We start from the raw sequence: 17,849 nt of genomic DNA on the forward strand, positions 1-17,849 counted from the left end.
AAATGGCCTTTTGAGAAGACGTAGGAGAAGTTACAGGAAAGTTAAAAAACAGAACCGAGCTCCTTAGAAAGCGGGATGATCTTTTTCTTGATTTTATCCAGTTCCGAAATGATGACATCCTGATCATCTTCACTGCTTTCGGCCAGTTCAGCCATCATTTCCTTATATTTATTTTCAAGAATTTTGATCCTGGTTCTGAGAATCATCTTGAAGGAAAGCAAGTGCAGCAAATCTTCGTATTTGGGAATGAAAATCTCAAATTTATGCCAGTTTTCACTGAGTTCATGCTCAGAGGCCAGCCAGTTGATGACGGTCTTCTGTATTTCTTCGTCAGGGTGTGAGCTGAATGTGGTGGTGGGTGGCAGTTGCCCCTGATCATAAAAACTCTTGTAGGTTTCTATAATCTTCACATACACAGGGGTTTCAAAAGTAATATCTGCCGTTTCATGGAAAAGGTAATCGGCAAGGGTAAACTCCTGTCCGTTTTCTTCGTCTTTTTCTATGATGACATGTCCATAGGCAATCAAGTCCCTCACCAGGGCTTCTTCCTGGTGGTTTTTGGTTGAGGTGGTTTCCTTGACCTCCTGCTGAAGATACTCCGACGGGTCCACAGGCATGAAGAAATCCGGTGGAAGTTCGTCAGGGACGCCCTGCGGCTGGTTTCTGTTATCTTTCCTCTGATGGTTTGATTTATTGCGGATCAGCTTGTTGCCCTCATTGATCAGGATATTCTCATCAATCTGAAGCAAGGTGCTTACTTCCTTATAAAACACCGATCTTTTGATCGGATTCGGTATTTTGGTGATTGTATCCACCAGGTCGGTGATCAGTCCGGCTTTTTTGATGGGGTCATTGCCTGCATCAGCGAGGGAAATCTCGGTTTTGAACCGGATGAAATCTTTACCGGTCTGATTCACATAGCTGATGAAACTTTCACCACCAACTTTCCGGATGTAACTGTCGGGGTCGTCACCATCAGGAAACACGACCGATTTGACATTCATGTCTTCTTCAAGGATGATGTCGATTCCCCTGAGGGAGGCCTTGATGCCTGCAGTGTCACCGTCGTATAAAACGGTAATATTCGGTGTGAAACGCCTGATCAGCTGAATCTGCTCTTTGGTAAGTGAGGTGCCTGAGGAGGCTACCACGTTCTCAATACCCGCCTGGTGCAGGGATATCACGTCAGTGTAACCTTCTACCAGGAAGCAATTGTCCTGCTGTCGGATCGCATTTTTAGCCTGGTAAATACCGTAAACAACCTTGCTTTTATGATAAATCTCTGTTTCCGGCGAGTTGAGGTATTTCGGGGCCTTGGGGTCCGGTTTTAAGATCCTGGCTCCGAAAGCAATCGTTTTTCCGGGAACATTATGCACCGGGAAAATAACCCGGCCCCTGAAACGGTCTATAGGGTCTTTGCCTTCTTTCTGGATCGTTAGCCCGGCTTTTTCGAGAATATCCAGGCTGAAACCGTTCTTTAAGGCATGTTTGGTAAAGGTATCCCAAGAGTCGGGACTGAAACCCAGCTCGAATTTCTGTATGGTGGCTTTTGAAAATCCCCTTTCCTTAAAGTAGGACTGGCCTACGCTCTGTCCTTCCTCGTTTTCGTTGAGGTAGCTGGCATAGAAATTCTTGGCAAACTCCGTGACAATGTATAAACTGTCCTTCTCATTCTGCTGGATGAGGTCCTGGTCGGTAAATTCCTTTTCCTTGATCTCAATATTGTACTTTTTGGCCAGCCACTTGAGAGCATCAGGATAGGAGAGGCTTTCCAGGTCCATCACAAAACGCACAGAATCGCCACCTTTGCCACACCCGAAACACTTATAGATCTGCTTGGCGGGAGAGACGTAAAAAGAAGGCGTTTTCTCGTTGTGAAACGGACAGCAGGCGATCATACTGGCCCCACGCTTCTTTAAAGAAACGAAATCGCCGATGACTTCGACAACATCGGCGGCCTGAATGATCTGCTGTATAGTATCCTGAGGAATCATACCGTAAATTTATGCGATTAATGTTTAATTTTACTTAAATTTGTCAGTACTTATTTAGCAGGTTTGAAAAGAACATTTGCCATATTGCTCTGTCTTTTGCTGATCATCAACATGATCGGTAAGCCTGTGCTGGAGTTTTACCAGGAAGAAATCCAGGAAGAAAAATATGAGGAGTCGGTGTTTTTTGTGGAAAACGGAGACAGTCTGCTCATTAAGAAACCCTTTCAGCTGCCTTATCAAAGTACGGTGACGACCCTGAGGAACATTGATGAAGTGGTTATTTTCAAAGGAGAGTTTTTCAGTGCGTTCAAAAAGACTTTCGCCAATGACACGCTCTATACTTACCTGAAAAAAGAGAACTTTACCCGCCAGAATTTTTTCCAGCTGATCGGCGAAATTACCAAAAACTACGATACCCAGCCGCTAGACCCTGTCCAGAACCTGATAGACCTGCTCAAGAATTTTTCGAAAAGTTATGTGAAGAACATCGTTTCTTATTATACTTTTTACTGGACGGACTATCTCAGTTTCGGACATTTTAACCCCGTGAATCTTTTTATTTCATTTAAGACCAGCCCGGTTTCTCCTCCTCCCAGGTTCTGATTTTTAAGATACAAGCTCAAAAACGTTTCGCCGGCCATGTTTTGCCGGCCAATGGCGGTTATGCCGGTTACGGTATATGAGCTGAAATTTCCAATAACAGGTTTTTGGTGCCGGACGCTGTCTCCAGACGAGGTTCTGCATGGGCTCCTGTATGAATATTTTCGTAAATTTTTAACAGAACTGAAATGAACATCAGAAAAAATACATTTATCATTATCCTGTTTTTATACCATATCGGGGTGGTTTTTCCTGCCTTATCGCAGGAAGCTCAGGACTCCCTTGCCGTCAAAAAACTGAACGAGGTTATCATCAGATCGTATCACAAAAACGACCTTGAACGCCTCGGAGACCTGCATCAGAACTTTATCGTAGCCGGTAAAAAGAACGAAGTGATCCTGGTTCAGAACCTGAACGCCAACCTGGCGGAAAAGACGGGAAGACAGATTTTTGCCAAGGTGCCCGGGGCATTTGTTTATGACATGGACGGCTCGGGCAACCAGATGAACCTTTCGACCAGAGGGCTTGACCCCCACAGAAGCTGGGAGTACAATGTAAGACAAAACGGTATCATGACGAATTCTGACATATATGGATATCCGGCGAGTCATTACAGCCCGCCGATGGAGTCCATCCGTAAAATCGAGCTCATCAGAGGCACGTCTTCATTACAGTACGGAGCACAGTTTGGCGGTATGATCAACTATGTCACCAAAACGGCCGATACTACCAAACCCATCAGTTTTGAGAGCATCAATTCTGCGGGTTCGTATGGTTTGTTCAGCTCTTACAATGCCGTCGGCGGTAAAGTGGGCAAGTGGCAGTATTATGCGTATTATCACAAAAGGGTTTCAGACGGATACCGTAAAAATGCCAGATCAGATGCTGAATCTCAGTTCGTCAGCCTGACTTACCAGGCGGCCAGGAACTTCAGGATCAAAGCTGAGACAGGCAGGAGTACTTATCGTTTCAGAATTCCGGGGCCACTGACCGATGCATTGTTCAATGCCGACCCGCGTCAGTCGACCAGAAGCGGAAACTATTTCAGCCCGGATATTTATGTGCCGTCGCTGAGTTTTGACTGGGATATCAATGCCAGAACCAGGCTGTCGTGGGTCAACTCGGCGGTTTTAGGCACAAGAAGCAGCGTACAATATATCGCTCTGGCCAATGTCGCGGATGATCCCACCAAAAACAGGCAAGTGGATATTGATGGTTTTAACAGCTACGCGAGTGAGTTGAAGCTGACAAGAGAATATAAGATAGGCAACCAGAAAAGCATCCTGATCGGTGGGGTAAGGGTGATCAATAACCGCCTTCACAGACGTCAGGTGGGAAAAGGAACCACCGGCACGGAATATGACCTTAGCATTACCGGTAACTGGGGTCGCGATCTTCAATACAAAACAAAGAATGTGGCCTTCTTCGCTGAAAACCTCTTCTATCTGACATCTAAGCTGAAAGTATCCCCTTCGTTCAGGGTAGAAAGCGGCAATACCGATATGACTGGGGCCATCTCTTATTACGCTCCTGAAAAACTGCCGACGTCAATCAAACACACTTTTCCATTGTTTGGTGTGACGGCCCAGTACCAGCTCAAAAAGGACCTGGAGTTATATGCAGGATGGGCCCAGGCTTACAGGCCGGTTATTTTCTCTGATATCATTCCTCCTACAGCTTTGGACAGGACCAATCCTGATCTGAAAGACGCCTCAGGCTCCAACACCGAAATCGGTTTGAGAGGACATCTGGCTGAAAAGCTGAATTTTGATGTGACTTACTTCCAGATTGATTATAAAAACAGGATCGGCAGCCTGATACTTCCGGATGCTTCTACAGGAACGAATTATGTGTATAAGACCAATACCGGAACTACTGTGACGAGAGGGCTGGAAGTCTTTGCAGAGTTTAAGGCATATCAGACCAATAAGGGGCAGATTTCTTTATTTACCTCAACCTCTTATTTTGATGCGGAATATACCAAAGGCTCCGTGGTACTGACAGGAGAAAACAAAAGTATTGTAGGTAATAAACTGGAGACTGTTCCGGAGTGGATCAGCAGAAGTGGTTTGAATGTGCAGTTCCGCAAGTTCAGTGCCTCACTGCAATACAGCTATGTGGCTGAAAGCTTCTCAGATGCCCTGAATACCGTGACACCGGGCGTGGACGGAGCCAAAGGCGTGGTGCCTTCTTACAGCCTGTGGGACCTGAACACTTCTATCGGTATTGCTAAAAATTATACTTTCAAACTGGGTATCAATAACCTGACGAACACGCAGTATTTCACCAAAAGACCTACCGGATATCCTGGTGTAGGCGTCTGGAGTTCAGATGGCCGCAGCATTGTCGGGACGTTTGTGGTGCAGATATGATAGTTGAAATGAAGAATCCCGGCACAGATATTTGACCTGTGCCGGGATTCTTTTATTTAATTGAGTGATAATCTTTTTGTTACCTTTCAATAAATATCACAAACATTTCTCATAAAATTAATGAAAAGTTTATAAGTAACGGTTATTTTTACGTATCCGGAATCTTGTGCTTAAAAGACCGATGACAAAATCAAAATGAATCAGTTTTTAGTCAATTGTGAACGGATTTTGACATTCAAACACTTTTAAACAATTTTTTTTATGAAAAAAACACTTACACTTCTCTTTTTCCTTTCTTTTTTTATTCAGGCCAAGGCACAGGATGTGATAGTCTGGCCGAAGAACAACACAATTTTTCAGAGAAATTCTTCTCAACAGGCTTCTTTTAAGGTTTTCTTCAGGCTAAATACAGGAGCTACCCTTATTGAATATAATTATCAGAAGAAGAAGCTTTTGTCAGATGGTTCGCTTACAGACGATGGTTCTCCAAGCGGTTGGAGTGGCGTCAGTCCCACAGGAAACGGAATGAATAATTATAACATCAGTCTGAACCTTATTGCAGGTTATTTTGAGGTTAAGTTCCGTATTAATTCAGACAATAACAGGATAATTACAACGAATTTGGGGGTAGGGGATGTTTTTGTCATTGCCGGTCAATCCAATGCCGGAGGATATGGTAATTACGACGATGTTCCGAAAAGAAACGATATGGTATTTTGTATGAACCCGTTGGGCTTCTCGTCAGATCAGGTTTTGCATAAAAAACAACATCAGAATTTTTCGATTGTGACCTTGAACTCTATCGGGGCAAACATAAACAATTCTAATAATCAGTCCTTTGCACCTAATGGTAAAGGTAAATACTACTGGCATATTCTGGGAGATAAACTGACCAGGGACGTCAATTCAGGTTATTATAGAAAAGATGTTCCGGTACTTTTTTTTAATGCTGCCGTAGAAGACTCAAATATTGACAATTGGCACAGTGCTGGGAAAAGAACCTTTGATTGTGATTCTACCGGTATCATTTATCCTTCCACCGCAGATATATACCCTGCAGTAACATATTACTTAAAGCCACTGGGCTTCAGAGCTGTGTTATGGCATCAGGGGGAAGCTGACGCTGTAATGGGAGATAGAAATCCACAACATGCTACTCCGGATTACTCTACTATGAAGAGCTTTTATCAGTATCGAATGGAAGCCCTGATTTCAAATATCAGGGGTAATTTTGGTAATAGCCTGACATGGATGGTTTCAAAAGCTTCCCGTCATGATTATAGTCTTGGCAATTGCAGAAAAGGAGTAGCCCCCAACAACACTTCCCAGGCAATTATAGATGCACAGACGGCTGTTGTAAATAATTCCAGTGTTTTTTCAGGACCATCTACTGATGACATAACTCTTTTGGACAGAGGAGGTGATGTACACTTTCGAACCACGAACATGTTAAATGTTGTTGCAGACAGATGGTTTCAGAAAATGGATTTAAGTTTTATGAATGCCAGTCAGAGTAGCCTTGTTTTAAGTGAAAATCCAATATCCCCACTTCTTACTACCAATACGGTAACAGTTCCTGTAGGAAATGTAAATGGATACAATGACATAAGCCACAAGCTTTTCAAAAAGTCAGGAAACACTTTCGCGAACACCTATATATCTCCTTCCTATTCCGGGGGACAGGCTTCTTTTAACATTTCCGGACAATCAGGCGAATTCTATATACAATTTCAGAGAATCAGGGCAGGAAATGCCTATTCCGATGTTTCAACGGCAAATTTTTATTTGGGGACAGGCGGGTGTAGTGTTGGTGCACCAACAAACGTTCAGGCCACTCCGCCTTCTGTTCCATCAGGAACAGGTTCTTCTCTTAGTGCTTCCTGTACTTCGGGTGGCGTCAGATGGTATAACGTGAGCTCAGGAGGAAGTTCGTTGAGTTCCGTCAGTCCGTGGTCTACCCCTTCTCTTACTGCTCCAACCACCTATTATGCAGCTTGTAATAATGGTACTTGTGAGAGCAGCAGGGTTCAGGTCACTGTAAATATAGATACACAAGGAAGCTGCGGAACCGCCATAACATCCGGTAGCAATTATAAAATCCGTCTCAATGCCACCAATCAGGCAGTCCGGTTTAACAGCAGTAATAAACTTGAGCAAAGTACGACCGATAATAACAATATTTATCGTCTTGATGAGGTGATCCTCAATTCCGGTATTTATAAAGTAACGAACATTGCCACTAACCAGGTGATGGAAGTTCAGAATGGTTCTCAAAGCCAGGGGGCTTATATTGTTTCGTCGGGGTCTTATAATAATGAAAGTTACAAAAGATTCAGATTCCAGCTGGACGGTAACAGTTTCAGGATCATCCCAATGAGTGTGGATGGCTGGAACTGGGGTCTTAATATGGAAACATATACAGGATCAGGAGAATACGGGTTGATCAGGCAATATGGATATGGCAGTCCGGTAGGTGACTATGCTCTTTTTAAAGTTTGTCCTACCAGCACTGACCCTCCCTGTAGCGTCAATTCTCCTTCTGTTTCGCCTTCGAGTGTCACCATAAATGCTGCCAGCGGAAGCGGGTCATTCAGCGGAACCTGTGCATCGGGTAGTACCATCAGATGGTATAACGTGGCTTCGGGTGGTACTTCCCTGAGTTCTTTAAGTTCCTGGACTACGCCGGTGGTTTCAAGTAGCACAACTTATTATGCTGCCTGTAATAATGGCACTTGTGAAAGCTCCAGAGTATCGGTTCAGGTTATCATAAATTCTCCTTCTGGGACCTGTTCCGCTTCGACGTCAATAACCTCCGGTGGTTTGTACCATATCAATGTAAAAGACCAGTCAGGGTTTATCGGAAAAGAGAGCAGCGGGAAATATAAACAAGGGGTATCTGCAGCTACTTTCAAAATAGAACTTGCAGAAACCGTAGATGACATAAAATACTATAAAATCACTAATAATAATGAAAATACCGGTGTTCAGGTGATGGGAGGCAGCGACCCTCTGGCCAACGGAGCGAATATGATCCAGGGGACTTACAACAGTCAGGAATATCAGAAGTTTGCGTTCGTTTACAATAATGCAGGGTTCTTCAAGATTGTTCCCAAGCACACCTCAACATGGTCATGGGGTTTGCAAATGGAAACTTATACAGGTTCAGGAGAGTATGGTCTGATCAGGCAATATGGCGTTGATAATCCTCCCGCTGCCAACCAGCTTTTCAGGGTCTGTTACCTCAGTGGCGGGGCCAGGTTAAGTGCAGAAGAGGCCGTTTCATTGTCTGAATCAAATGAAGGTTTGTTTACGATCTACCCTAATCCGGTTACGACTACGCTAACCCTTGTGTTTTATGCCAAGAAGGAAGCGAAAGCGGATTTTCTTATCTATGATATGTCAGGCAGGATGGTTAAAAGTGTTTCAAAGATATCAGGTTTGGGTAAACAGGAAATCAAAATTGATGTGGAAACGCTGAACGACGGCAAATACCTCATCAAATCCGTGGTTGATGAAAAGACCTTTGTGAAGCAATTTGTGAAACAGAATTAGCACTAATTACGATGTCGGTATTGAAAGGGCAATTTTGGAAGTTGCCCTTTCTTTTACATTCAGGAGACTTTTACATCAATACCCGTATAATCTGTAAGTCCCTGAAAAAGACTTATCCACATTTTTAAAACTTCTCTACAATCCTGTTACCGCGGTAAATATGTTTTTAAAATGTATTATCTTTGCGTTCCGCAGGAGTGTCCGCATGGATGTGCCTGCCCTAAACAAACCAAGGAACCATGGGAAAAATTGTCTCAATCGTAAATCAAAAAGGTGGAGTAGGTAAAACAACTACGGCTATCAACCTGTCTGCCTCACTGGCTATTCTGGATTATAAAGTGCTGATCATTGACACTGATCCACAGGCCAACGCCGGTTCAGGTATTGGTATTGACAGTAAGGACATTGAGAATAATATATACACCGCCCTGATCGGACAGTCGGAACTGAAAGATTGTATCATCAAAACCAATATTCCTAATCTCGACCTGATCTCATCACACATTGATCTGGCAGGTTTTGAGCTTGAAATTGTCAACCAGGTGGCCAGGGAATATATTTTAAAGGAATTGATAGATGGCCTGAGAGATCAGTATGATTTTATTTTCATTGACTGTTCTCCGTCCCTGGGTCTGATGGTCATCAACTCCATCGTGGCTTCTGATTCGGTTTTGATCCCTGTTCAGTGTGAGTATTTCGCCCTTGAAGGTATCGCCAAGCTTCAGAATACGATCGAGATCATCAAGAAGAGGCTGAACCCGAACCTGATCATGGAAGGGTATGTTCTGACCATGTATGACGGAAGGACCAATCTTTCTAAAATGGTGGTGGAAGACGTAAGGAAATACTTCGGTAAGTTGTGTTTTGAGACCATCGTGCCGCGTAACATCAAACTGGCCGAAGCCCCGAGTTACGGTGTGCCTGCCCTGCTGATGTTCTCAGGAGAAAAAGAAGGCGAATTCGATATCAGGTTCCTGGAAAACAAAGGAGCTCTGAGTTATATCGACCTGGCCAAAGAGATGTTGAAAAGAAATAATTTGGAAGAGATAAAAAACAATCAGGAGAATGTTACCAAATAGAGGAAGAGGTTTAGGCTCCTTACTGTCTGACAGCGAACTGGTTGTTAGCCAGAAAGTGGCAGCTTTTAAAGGTGTAAAAGAACTTGAACTCGATAAAATTCAGGCAGGAGCATTTCAGCCGAGAACGGATTTTGATGAAACGGCCATTCGTGAACTGGCGGAGTCAATCAAAGTGCACGGCATCATTCAGCCCATCACCGTCAGAGAGCTGGAAAAAGATAAGTTTGAGATCATTTCAGGGGAGAGGCGTTACAGGGCGGCCCTGAAAGCCGGATTGACCAAAGTGCCTGCCTATATCAGGGATGTGGATGATCAGCGGTCGCTTGAAATGGCCCTTATCGAAAACATTCAGCGTGAAAACCTCAACCCGATTGAAATTGCATTGTCTTACCAGAGGATGATCAATGAATGTAACCTGCTGCAGGAAGAACTGGGAGGAAGAGTCGGTAAAAACAGGACTACGGTAAACAATTACCTTAGATTGCTTCAATTGCCTGCTGAAATTCAGACGGGTTTGATATTGGGACTGCTGAGTGTGGGGCAGGCGAGGCCTCTGATTACCCTTGAAGACAAACTTTTTCAGATTGAATTATATAAGAGGATTATTGAGCAGGACCTGAGTGCCAGAAAAGTGGAACAACTGGTCAAGGAAGAAAATACTTTTGAAAGAGAGGCCTCGGCCCTGGATAGATACCGGGAAGACATGAGGATCGAAGAAATTACTTTAAAAGGTAAAACACTGGTGCCCATCAAGATCAATATCTCGGATATTGAGAAAGGACACGTTTCTATTAAATTCTCCAATGATGAGCAGCTGGAGACCATTCTGAGAAAACTGGAGTCTATCAAGGCTTAAGTGCGGCTCTGAAAACCTAAGTTTGCCTGACAGCTTATGAGTTATAAGTCTACTCTTTTATTTCTCCTGTTAATTCCCTTCGTGTCATCCGGGCAGGTGGTTCATCCCGATTCTATCCGCATGGACCTGGACAGGAGTCTGACTTATCTTGCTGAAAATCAAACACTTGAAACCATAGAGGGTAAGCAATATAAAGGAGAATGGGAGGCTTATATGAGAATGAAAGGCTTCTTTTTTTTGCTGGGCCCCCGTAATAAATACCGCGATTCCAATTGTTTTACCATGGCCGGGATCTACAACAGCCTGGCTGAGCTGTACCTGGCAGATACTTCGAAGAAGCAGATTCTGCCGATGCTGGATAAAGTATATCCCGAAATCCTGAGCTATTCTACCGGAAACCGCTTTAATTTCTGGAAAAACCTCCCCCCGAGAAGAGACCTTCAGATGTTTAGCAAAGAGCCCGATCCCGTGCCCAAAGTGCGGAGGCCGACGACTTTCCTGCTTGAGGAACGCTTCATGAATAATGCCGCCAATGTGGAAAATGACGCTGACGATACCTCGATGGGCAACCTTGCGGTGTGGTATCATCAAAAGATTTTCGGCGGGCATGACACACTTCAACGGGCTGACCACCGTCTGTTTGACAGCTATGTCGACAAGGACAGGTATAACCGCCACTGGTACAATTATCTTTTTCACGGATTCAGGAATTCAGGAGCCTACATGACCTGGTTTGGTCAGGAGAAAGAACTGACGGAATGGAGCTTTCATAAAGTGGTGTTGCACAACATGGTCTTTTTTATGCCTTTCAGTATCTGTTACCCTCATGCCTATGAGCCGTACATTCCCTGGGGAGCAAATGACGTGGATGTGGTAGTGAACGCCAACGTACTGACCTATTTATCTAAAAGCGGGCAAGTGGGTGAAAGTGCAGGCAGTGCCCGGGCAGGTGAGCTGATCCGGAAACATGCCAGAAGGGGCCGCTGGAATCGGATGGGCATATACTATCCCAACCGCTATCATTTTCATTATGCGGTTTCGAGGGCTTTGGCCTCAGGCGACACCGCGTTGGTTTCATCGTCTCAATACCTGATCAGGCATCTGACGAAAACACAACACCCTGACGGGAGTTTTACAAGCCGCAGGAAGGTCAATAGGCACGACAGGCTGCAATCTTCTGTTTATGCCACCCTGGCCTTGCTTTATCTGAAAGAATCGGGGCAGCAGGTGCCTGTGGACATGATCCATAAATCGATGGCGTTCATTCACAGTCACAGGAAACAACAGGGAGGGCAGACTTACTGGGAGGGCGGTGTTTTCTTTTCCGGGGGGACAGTGGTCAGAAACCTGCTTTATTTCACTTCGGATGCTTACACCACGGCTTTGGTGGCACTGGCATTTCAGAAATATGAAAGGCTTATCAAATCAGATTCCTCCAACCTCTGAAGCAGGATCTTCAATTTTAATCATCAGGATCGTCCGGGCACTTCCGATGGCAATGGCCGTATGGTCGGACGTGAAAATGGTCTCGTAAATACTGAAGGCTTTATTGAGTTTTGCTCCGAATACCTGGAAGTTTCCGGATTTGTCATCCAGTACTATCTGGCCGTCGCAGGCAGAATAAATGTCATATTTCTGACCGGCAACACGCCCCCAAAGCAAGCCTGAGCCCGGAATGATCACCCTGTTACGGTTGTGGTAAATCTCGCCTTTCTTGCCGATCCAGCCTCCTGTGGCTACATAATTGTCTTTGTCGAGAAACTGAACCTCGTGGAATATGTTCTTACCGATCTTGTTTTTCTTTTTCCATTTTTCGTCATTCAGTACAAACAACTTGGTCTTGTTGGGTGTGTACATCAGGGCATAGACGCGTTCGTTGAAAGGATTGTACTTTACACACCAGACCATCTGGAACGGATTGAAATAAATACGTTTCCATGAAATTCCGCCGTCGTTTGACTCGAGTATGAAGCCGTTGGGCACTGTTTTTCCTGAATGGGCTATTTTTGATTTTCCGCCGCAAATGTAAACTTTGGAACTGTTGACGACCACCATGTTATAAAAACATGAATTTTCGTAACCTTTCACCTTAATCGTTTTCCAGGACTTATCGGTAAGGTTGTGTTTGTAAATCACCCCTTTGTCGCCGCAGGCAATGATATTCTGCTCATCAAACCTGTCAAACTTGTAGATGTCCACTTTTTCGGAAGGGTAGTCGATAGCAGAGAGGTTGCCCTTGTTATCAATGGTTTGCAGGATGCCGTACTTGCCGCCAATCCAGTATTTTTCACCTACCTGCATGATGTCATAGTAGGAAGAATCTTTAAAAGAATTCCCCTGCTGCAATACCTCAATAGACACAGTCTGTCCATCGGTACTAAAGCAAAAAAACGTAATTAAAAGCAAAACTGCTATTTGTAGTTTTCTATTCAAACGTGGAACGGCTTTTTAGTAAGGGTTGTAAATAATCTCCTGGTTACGCAAAAATAAGGAGTGGGAACGACTATACAAAATCGAATATATAATCAGGGCTCATTTTTTTTAGCCGTGGCAGGATTACGGCTTTTTTGAAACAGCGGGGCTACTTTGTCTGGAAAATATTTCAATTATGACTCCGTTTAATAACATTCTGATTTCAGGAGGAAGTTTTTTATATGAAATGAAAATAAATAGGCATTCTTTGCACCCGGTTTTATAATGCAGCCTTTTGGATTGTAGTATATTTATATAAGTTTAAAATTTAACTTTCATTCCTTTGTAAGAATTAGAATGATTTTTGCGGGGAAAAAAGTACGGGTATCAAACAGAAATTGGAAATGCTGACTTTAAATGATTTGAGATCGATATTCAGGGCCACGCCGGCAGCGTCTGTTATTTTGTTGCCTGATTCACCTGATTTTAAGATTGTGGAGGTGAATGATAATTTCCTTTCGGTTTCCAGGGCAAGAAGAGAAGATATTTTAGGTAAACCGCTCTTTGATACATTTCCTGTGGCTCCTCTTGAATCCAACATTTTGTTCAGAGAAATGATCAGGTCTTCTTTCGATGAGCTGGTCAGGACAAAAAACGCTCAGAAGCTCCCCATTCAGCGGTACGATATCAAAAATGAGACGCAAACCGCTTACCTGGCCCGGTACTGGAGAGCGGAGTCATCACCAGTTCTTAATGATCAGGGGGAAGTGGCCTACATAATATACTCTTCATCGGATGTTACCGACAAGATCATTTCAGAAACACATTCCGACATCCTGATCAACAACACGGAAGAGTCGTTTATCCTCACCGACAAAGACCTCACGATCGTTTCCTTTAACAAGCAGTTTTCAATCACTTACCAGCAGTATTTCGGCGGAGAGATTGAAGTCGGAAAAAGTATCCTGAACTATGCCAAAGAGGGGCGGGCCCAGTTTATGGCAGATCTGTATCAGAAAATATTGGCCGGAGAGTCTGTAAATTATGATATTGAAATATCTCCTGAAGGGCTGCCGCCCAAACACTTCAGGCTTAATTATAAACCTGCACAGACCTCTGAAGGCGAGCTTTTCGGAGCTTTCGTCTCCATTATCGATGTAACGGAACAAAAGGAATCACAGAATAAACTGGAGGCCAATGAAAAGAGGTTCAGGGCCCTGGTCGAAAACGGAGAAGATGCGGTAGCTATACTCAGTGCGGCCGGGAAGCCGGTATATATTTCCCCATCCACGACAAAGATGCTGGGATTCTTCGAGGAAGAGCTCCTGACCAAAAACATCATCTCTTTTATTCATAATGATGATATTGAACTGGTAAATGAAATACTGACCAGGGCCATTGATCAGCATGGTGTTTCGCAGCCGGGTATTATTTTCAGGATGATCCATAAACACGGGGGCTGGCGATGGGTCGAATCTGTCTTTACCAACCTCATTCATGAGCCGACCATCCGGGGGATCATCGTTAATTTCAGGGATATAACCGAGAAAAGAGAAGCCGAACTGAAACTGATCAACAGCGAAAAAGTACTGAAAGAAGCACAGAGGATAGCCAGAATCGGCAACTGGAAACTAACGCTGGCGAATCAGAAACTGGAATGGTCGGAAGAGGTTTATCATATCTTTGATCAGGAACCTGGGGAAGAATCACTTGATTATGAGACCTTTTTGAATTTTGTCCACCCCGACGACCAGAAGAGGGTCATTGAAGCTTATTCCAACTCGATCGTCGAAAAGACCGACTACAATATCAGTTACAGGATCTTGACCGGCTCAGGGAAGATCAAGTACGTGATAGAGGAATGCAAAACCTATCACGACAAAAAAGGCCATCCTGAATACTCCTACGGTACTGTGCAGGACATTACTGAACAGACACTGGCCCACGAAAACGTCAGGAAAAGCCAGGCCATGCTTCAGAAAATACTTGACCGCTCACTGGATGTCATCTGTACTTTGGATTCATTCGGACGCTATAAGCAGGTGAGTGCGGCCTCCCTCAGGCTTTGGGGCTATACTCCTGAGGAAATGATAGGGAGATCGTTTGTTAATTTTGTGTTTGAAGAAGATCACATAGCCACTACCAATGTAGGCGTCCAGGTCATCGGTGAAATAGAAAAAGTCAATTTTGAAAACAGGTATGTCGCAAAAGACGGGACTCACGTGCACATGGAATGGTCCATCCGCTGGGATGAAGCGGAAGGTTTGCTGTTTTGTGTAGGAAAGGATGTGACCGAAAGGAAAAAAATACAGGCTCTGATAGAGTCTGAAAGGCGTGAAAATGAAGCCCTTATTAACAGCACCGAAGATCTCGTCTGGAGCGTAAGTAAGGATTTAAGGATTTTGGCAGCCAATAATGCTTTTCTGAGGAGCTTGGAACGGTATTCAGGATTGAAATTTTCTATTGGCGATTATTTGGGGTCGGAAGAGGTTTTTGGGAAAGATTTCGTAGTCTTCTGGGAATCGCTTTACAACCGGGCACTGGCCGGAGAAAATTTCAAGTATGAAATGTTTTTTCCGAAATCCGAATTAATGGAAGAAGACGTCTGGTCTGAAATAAGGTTTAATCCCATTTACGGAGAGGGAGAAACTATTGGAATCGTCTGCTATGAAAGGAACATGACTGAAAGGAAACTGGCCGAAGAGAAAATCCGGATCAGTGAAGCAGAACTCGCCGAAGCCCAGAGGCTGGCTAAACTCGGAAGCTGGAATATGGACCGCCTTACAGGGAAAATCATCTGGTCGGGAGAACTCGACAATATTTTTGAGGTGGATAAAGAAATTTTTAAACTGGATTATGACTCCGTCTTGAGTCTTATAGAAGAAGGGGACAGGCAGAGGGTGAGTGAAATAATAGAAAAGGCATTTTTAAATGGTGAGGATTTCAGAATGGAGTACCGGATTACTACCCCGAAAGGAAACGGAAAGAACATCCAGGTAGTGGGTTATGTAAATAAAGATGAAAATGGAGAAGTAACCCGTCTTTATGGTACCGCACAGGATGTTACAGAGACCATTCAGACCAAAATCGCTCTCATCGAAAGTAACATCCGTTATGAATATGTGTCAAAAGCCACATTTGATGCGATCTGGGATTGGGATTTGAAAAAAGACCACATTTTCTGGGGTGAAAACTTTGAAAAAATATTCGGACATCCTCTTCAAACGCTGAAACAAAGCAGCGAATCCTGGACAGATCACATCCATCCCGATGACTATAAGCGGGTGAAAGAGAAAATCTTTGAACACATTAACGGTACAAAAAACAATTGGGACGATAAATACAGGTTCAAAAAAGCCAACGGTGACTATGCTTACGTGATTGACAGGGGAGTAGTAATACGTGACTCAAAAGGCAAGGGCATCAGGATGATCGGGGCCATGCAGGACGTCACCATACAGAAGGAAAGAGAGGAACACCTGAATCTGCTGGAGTCGGTGATTACTAACGCTGATGATGCGGTGCTGATCACAGAAGCCGAGCCTTTTGATGAACCCGGACCAAGGATAATCTATGTGAATGAGGCTTTTACGAGAATGACAGGCTACACCGCAGAAGAAGTCATCGGCAAAACCCCGAGGATATTGCAGGGGCCGAAGTCTGATCGGGGTGAATTGCAAAGACTCGGCAGGGCCCTCAGGAAATGGCAACCCTGTGAAATAGAAACCATCAATTATAAAAAGAACGGAGAAGAGTTCTGGATCAGTTTTTCTGTGACCCCTGTAGCGGATGAAACCGGGTGGTTTACCCACTGGATTGCGATAGAAAGGGACGTTACAGAAAGAAAAAAACAGGAAAACGAAATCGCGGAAGCCAATAAAAAAATCGAGAACATTCTCGAAAGTATCCAGGACGGTTTTTATTCCGTTGACAACCAGTGGATCGTCACCTACTGGAATAAAGAACTGGAGCGATTGTCGGGAATAGCACGGGAAAATATCGTCGGGAAAAACCTCTGGGACATCTTACCTGAAAAGGAGAAGGAAAAGATCTATCCTGTTTACCAAAGGGCCCTGGAAAGTAGCGAGGCGATAAGTTTTGAAGAATATTTCGATGCCTGGGGTGGATGGTCCGAAATCAGTATCTATCCATCTGAAAATGGTCTTACTATTTACTTTAAGAATATTTCGGAAAGAAAAGATGCCGAGCAGAAACTAAACGAACTGCATGGAGAGTTAAAGAAAAATGTAAAAGCACTGGCCATTTCCAACGCCGAGCTTGAACAGTTTGCTTATGTAGCTTCTCATGACCTTCAGGAGCCCCTCAGGATGGTCTCAGGGTTTCTGACACAGTTAGAGAAAAAATACGAGGGTGTACTTGACGAAAAGGGGAAAAAATACATTTTTTTTGCAGTTGACGGAGCCAAAAGGATGAGGCAGATCATTCTTGACCTCCTTGAGTTTTCCCGGATCGGACGGGGACACCAGGAAACCGAAGACATCGACACGGTGGAGCTTGTGGAAGAGATACTGTTGCTTAACCAGAAGATCATTACTGAAAAGCAGGCTAAAATCAGGTGGACGGGCCTGCCGGTGATTCACGGATCAAGGACCACCATCCGGCAGGTTTTTCAAAACCTGATTCTTAATGGTCTGAAATACCAGAAGGCCAAAGTGAAACCGGAGATTGAGATCAAAGCATCAGAAGATGAAACCCACTGGCAATTTTCCATAGCTGACAATGGCATAGGGATTGCCCCTGAGTATTTTGAAAAGATTTTTGTCATTTTCCAAAGGCTGCATAACAGGGAAGAGTACTCCGGAACGGGCATGGGCTTAGCCATTTGTAAGAAGATTGTGGAAAATCACAAAGGCAGGATATGGGTAGAATCAAAGGAGTCTGAGGGCAGTACTTTTTATTTCACCATCAGGAAAGGGCTGAAAGGCAACCTGGGAGAATAACAGATTTCTGTATTTCTTTACCG

At 44.1% G+C, this 17,849-nt stretch carries 9 protein-coding genes; 7 read left to right on the forward strand and 2 right to left on the reverse strand.

The genetic code is table 11. The features are described from left to right. Nucleotides 1–41: 41 nt before the first annotated feature. Nucleotides 42–1,994: a DNA primase gene (gene dnaG, locus GVN16_RS25010; RefSeq protein ID WP_166566713.1), complete on the reverse strand. Its 1,953-nt coding sequence runs from the start codon at nt 1,992–1,994 to the stop codon at nt 42–44. Between the two features lie 63 nt (nt 1,995–2,057). Here dnaG and GVN16_RS25015 point away from each other — a divergent pair, with 63 nt between their 5' ends. The 6 genes from GVN16_RS25015 (at nt 2,058) to GVN16_RS25040 (ending at nt 11,899) form a co-directional block, all read left to right on the forward strand. Then, nucleotides 2,058–2,597, forward strand: coding sequence for a hypothetical protein (locus GVN16_RS25015; RefSeq protein ID WP_166566714.1), 540 nt, complete (start codon nt 2,058–2,060; stop codon nt 2,595–2,597). A gap of 185 nt (nt 2,598–2,782) precedes the next feature. After that, nucleotides 2,783–4,966, forward strand: coding sequence for a TonB-dependent receptor domain-containing protein (locus GVN16_RS25020; protein ID WP_205748991.1), 2,184 nt, complete (start codon nt 2,783–2,785; stop codon nt 4,964–4,966). 261 nt (nt 4,967–5,227) lie between these two features. Further along, entirely contained in the window at nt 5,228–8,518 is a 3,291-nt protein-coding gene (locus tag GVN16_RS25025) for a T9SS type A sorting domain-containing protein (protein ID WP_166566715.1), read from the forward strand. 239 nt (nt 8,519–8,757) lie between these two features. After that, nucleotides 8,758–9,597 (forward strand): ParA family protein, encoded by an 840-nt coding sequence (locus GVN16_RS25030; RefSeq protein ID WP_166566716.1) that lies wholly within the window; start codon nt 8,758–8,760, stop codon nt 9,595–9,597. Then, complete coding sequence (locus GVN16_RS25035) at nt 9,584–10,453, forward strand: ParB/RepB/Spo0J family partition protein (protein ID WP_166566717.1); 870 nt, start codon at nt 9,584–9,586, stop codon at nt 10,451–10,453. Before GVN16_RS25030 ends, GVN16_RS25035 begins: the two co-directional genes overlap by 14 nt. 36 nt (nt 10,454–10,489) lie before the next feature. Beyond that, the gene (locus GVN16_RS25040; protein WP_166566718.1) at nt 10,490–11,899 is read left to right on the forward strand and encodes a hypothetical protein; all 1,410 of its coding nucleotides are present in this window, start codon (nt 10,490–10,492) and stop codon (nt 11,897–11,899) included. Here GVN16_RS25040 and GVN16_RS25045 read toward each other — a convergent pair. Continuing rightward, nucleotides 11,879–12,886, reverse strand: coding sequence for a hypothetical protein (locus tag GVN16_RS25045; RefSeq protein ID WP_166566719.1), 1,008 nt, complete (start codon nt 12,884–12,886; stop codon nt 11,879–11,881). The genes GVN16_RS25040 and GVN16_RS25045 overlap by 21 nt on opposite strands. A 383-nt stretch (nt 12,887–13,269) precedes the next feature. On the opposite strand from GVN16_RS25045, the gene GVN16_RS25050 reads away from it, so the two are divergent. Continuing rightward, on the forward strand, nt 13,270–17,826 hold the full coding sequence (locus tag GVN16_RS25050) for a PAS domain S-box protein (RefSeq protein WP_166566720.1): 4,557 nt from the start codon (nt 13,270–13,272) through the stop codon (nt 17,824–17,826). The last annotated feature ends 23 nt before the right edge of the window (nt 17,827–17,849 follow it).

Source organism: Emticicia sp. CRIBPO, from assembly GCF_009905725.1.
Taxonomy (GTDB): Bacteria; Bacteroidota; Bacteroidia; order Cytophagales; family Spirosomataceae; genus Leadbetterella.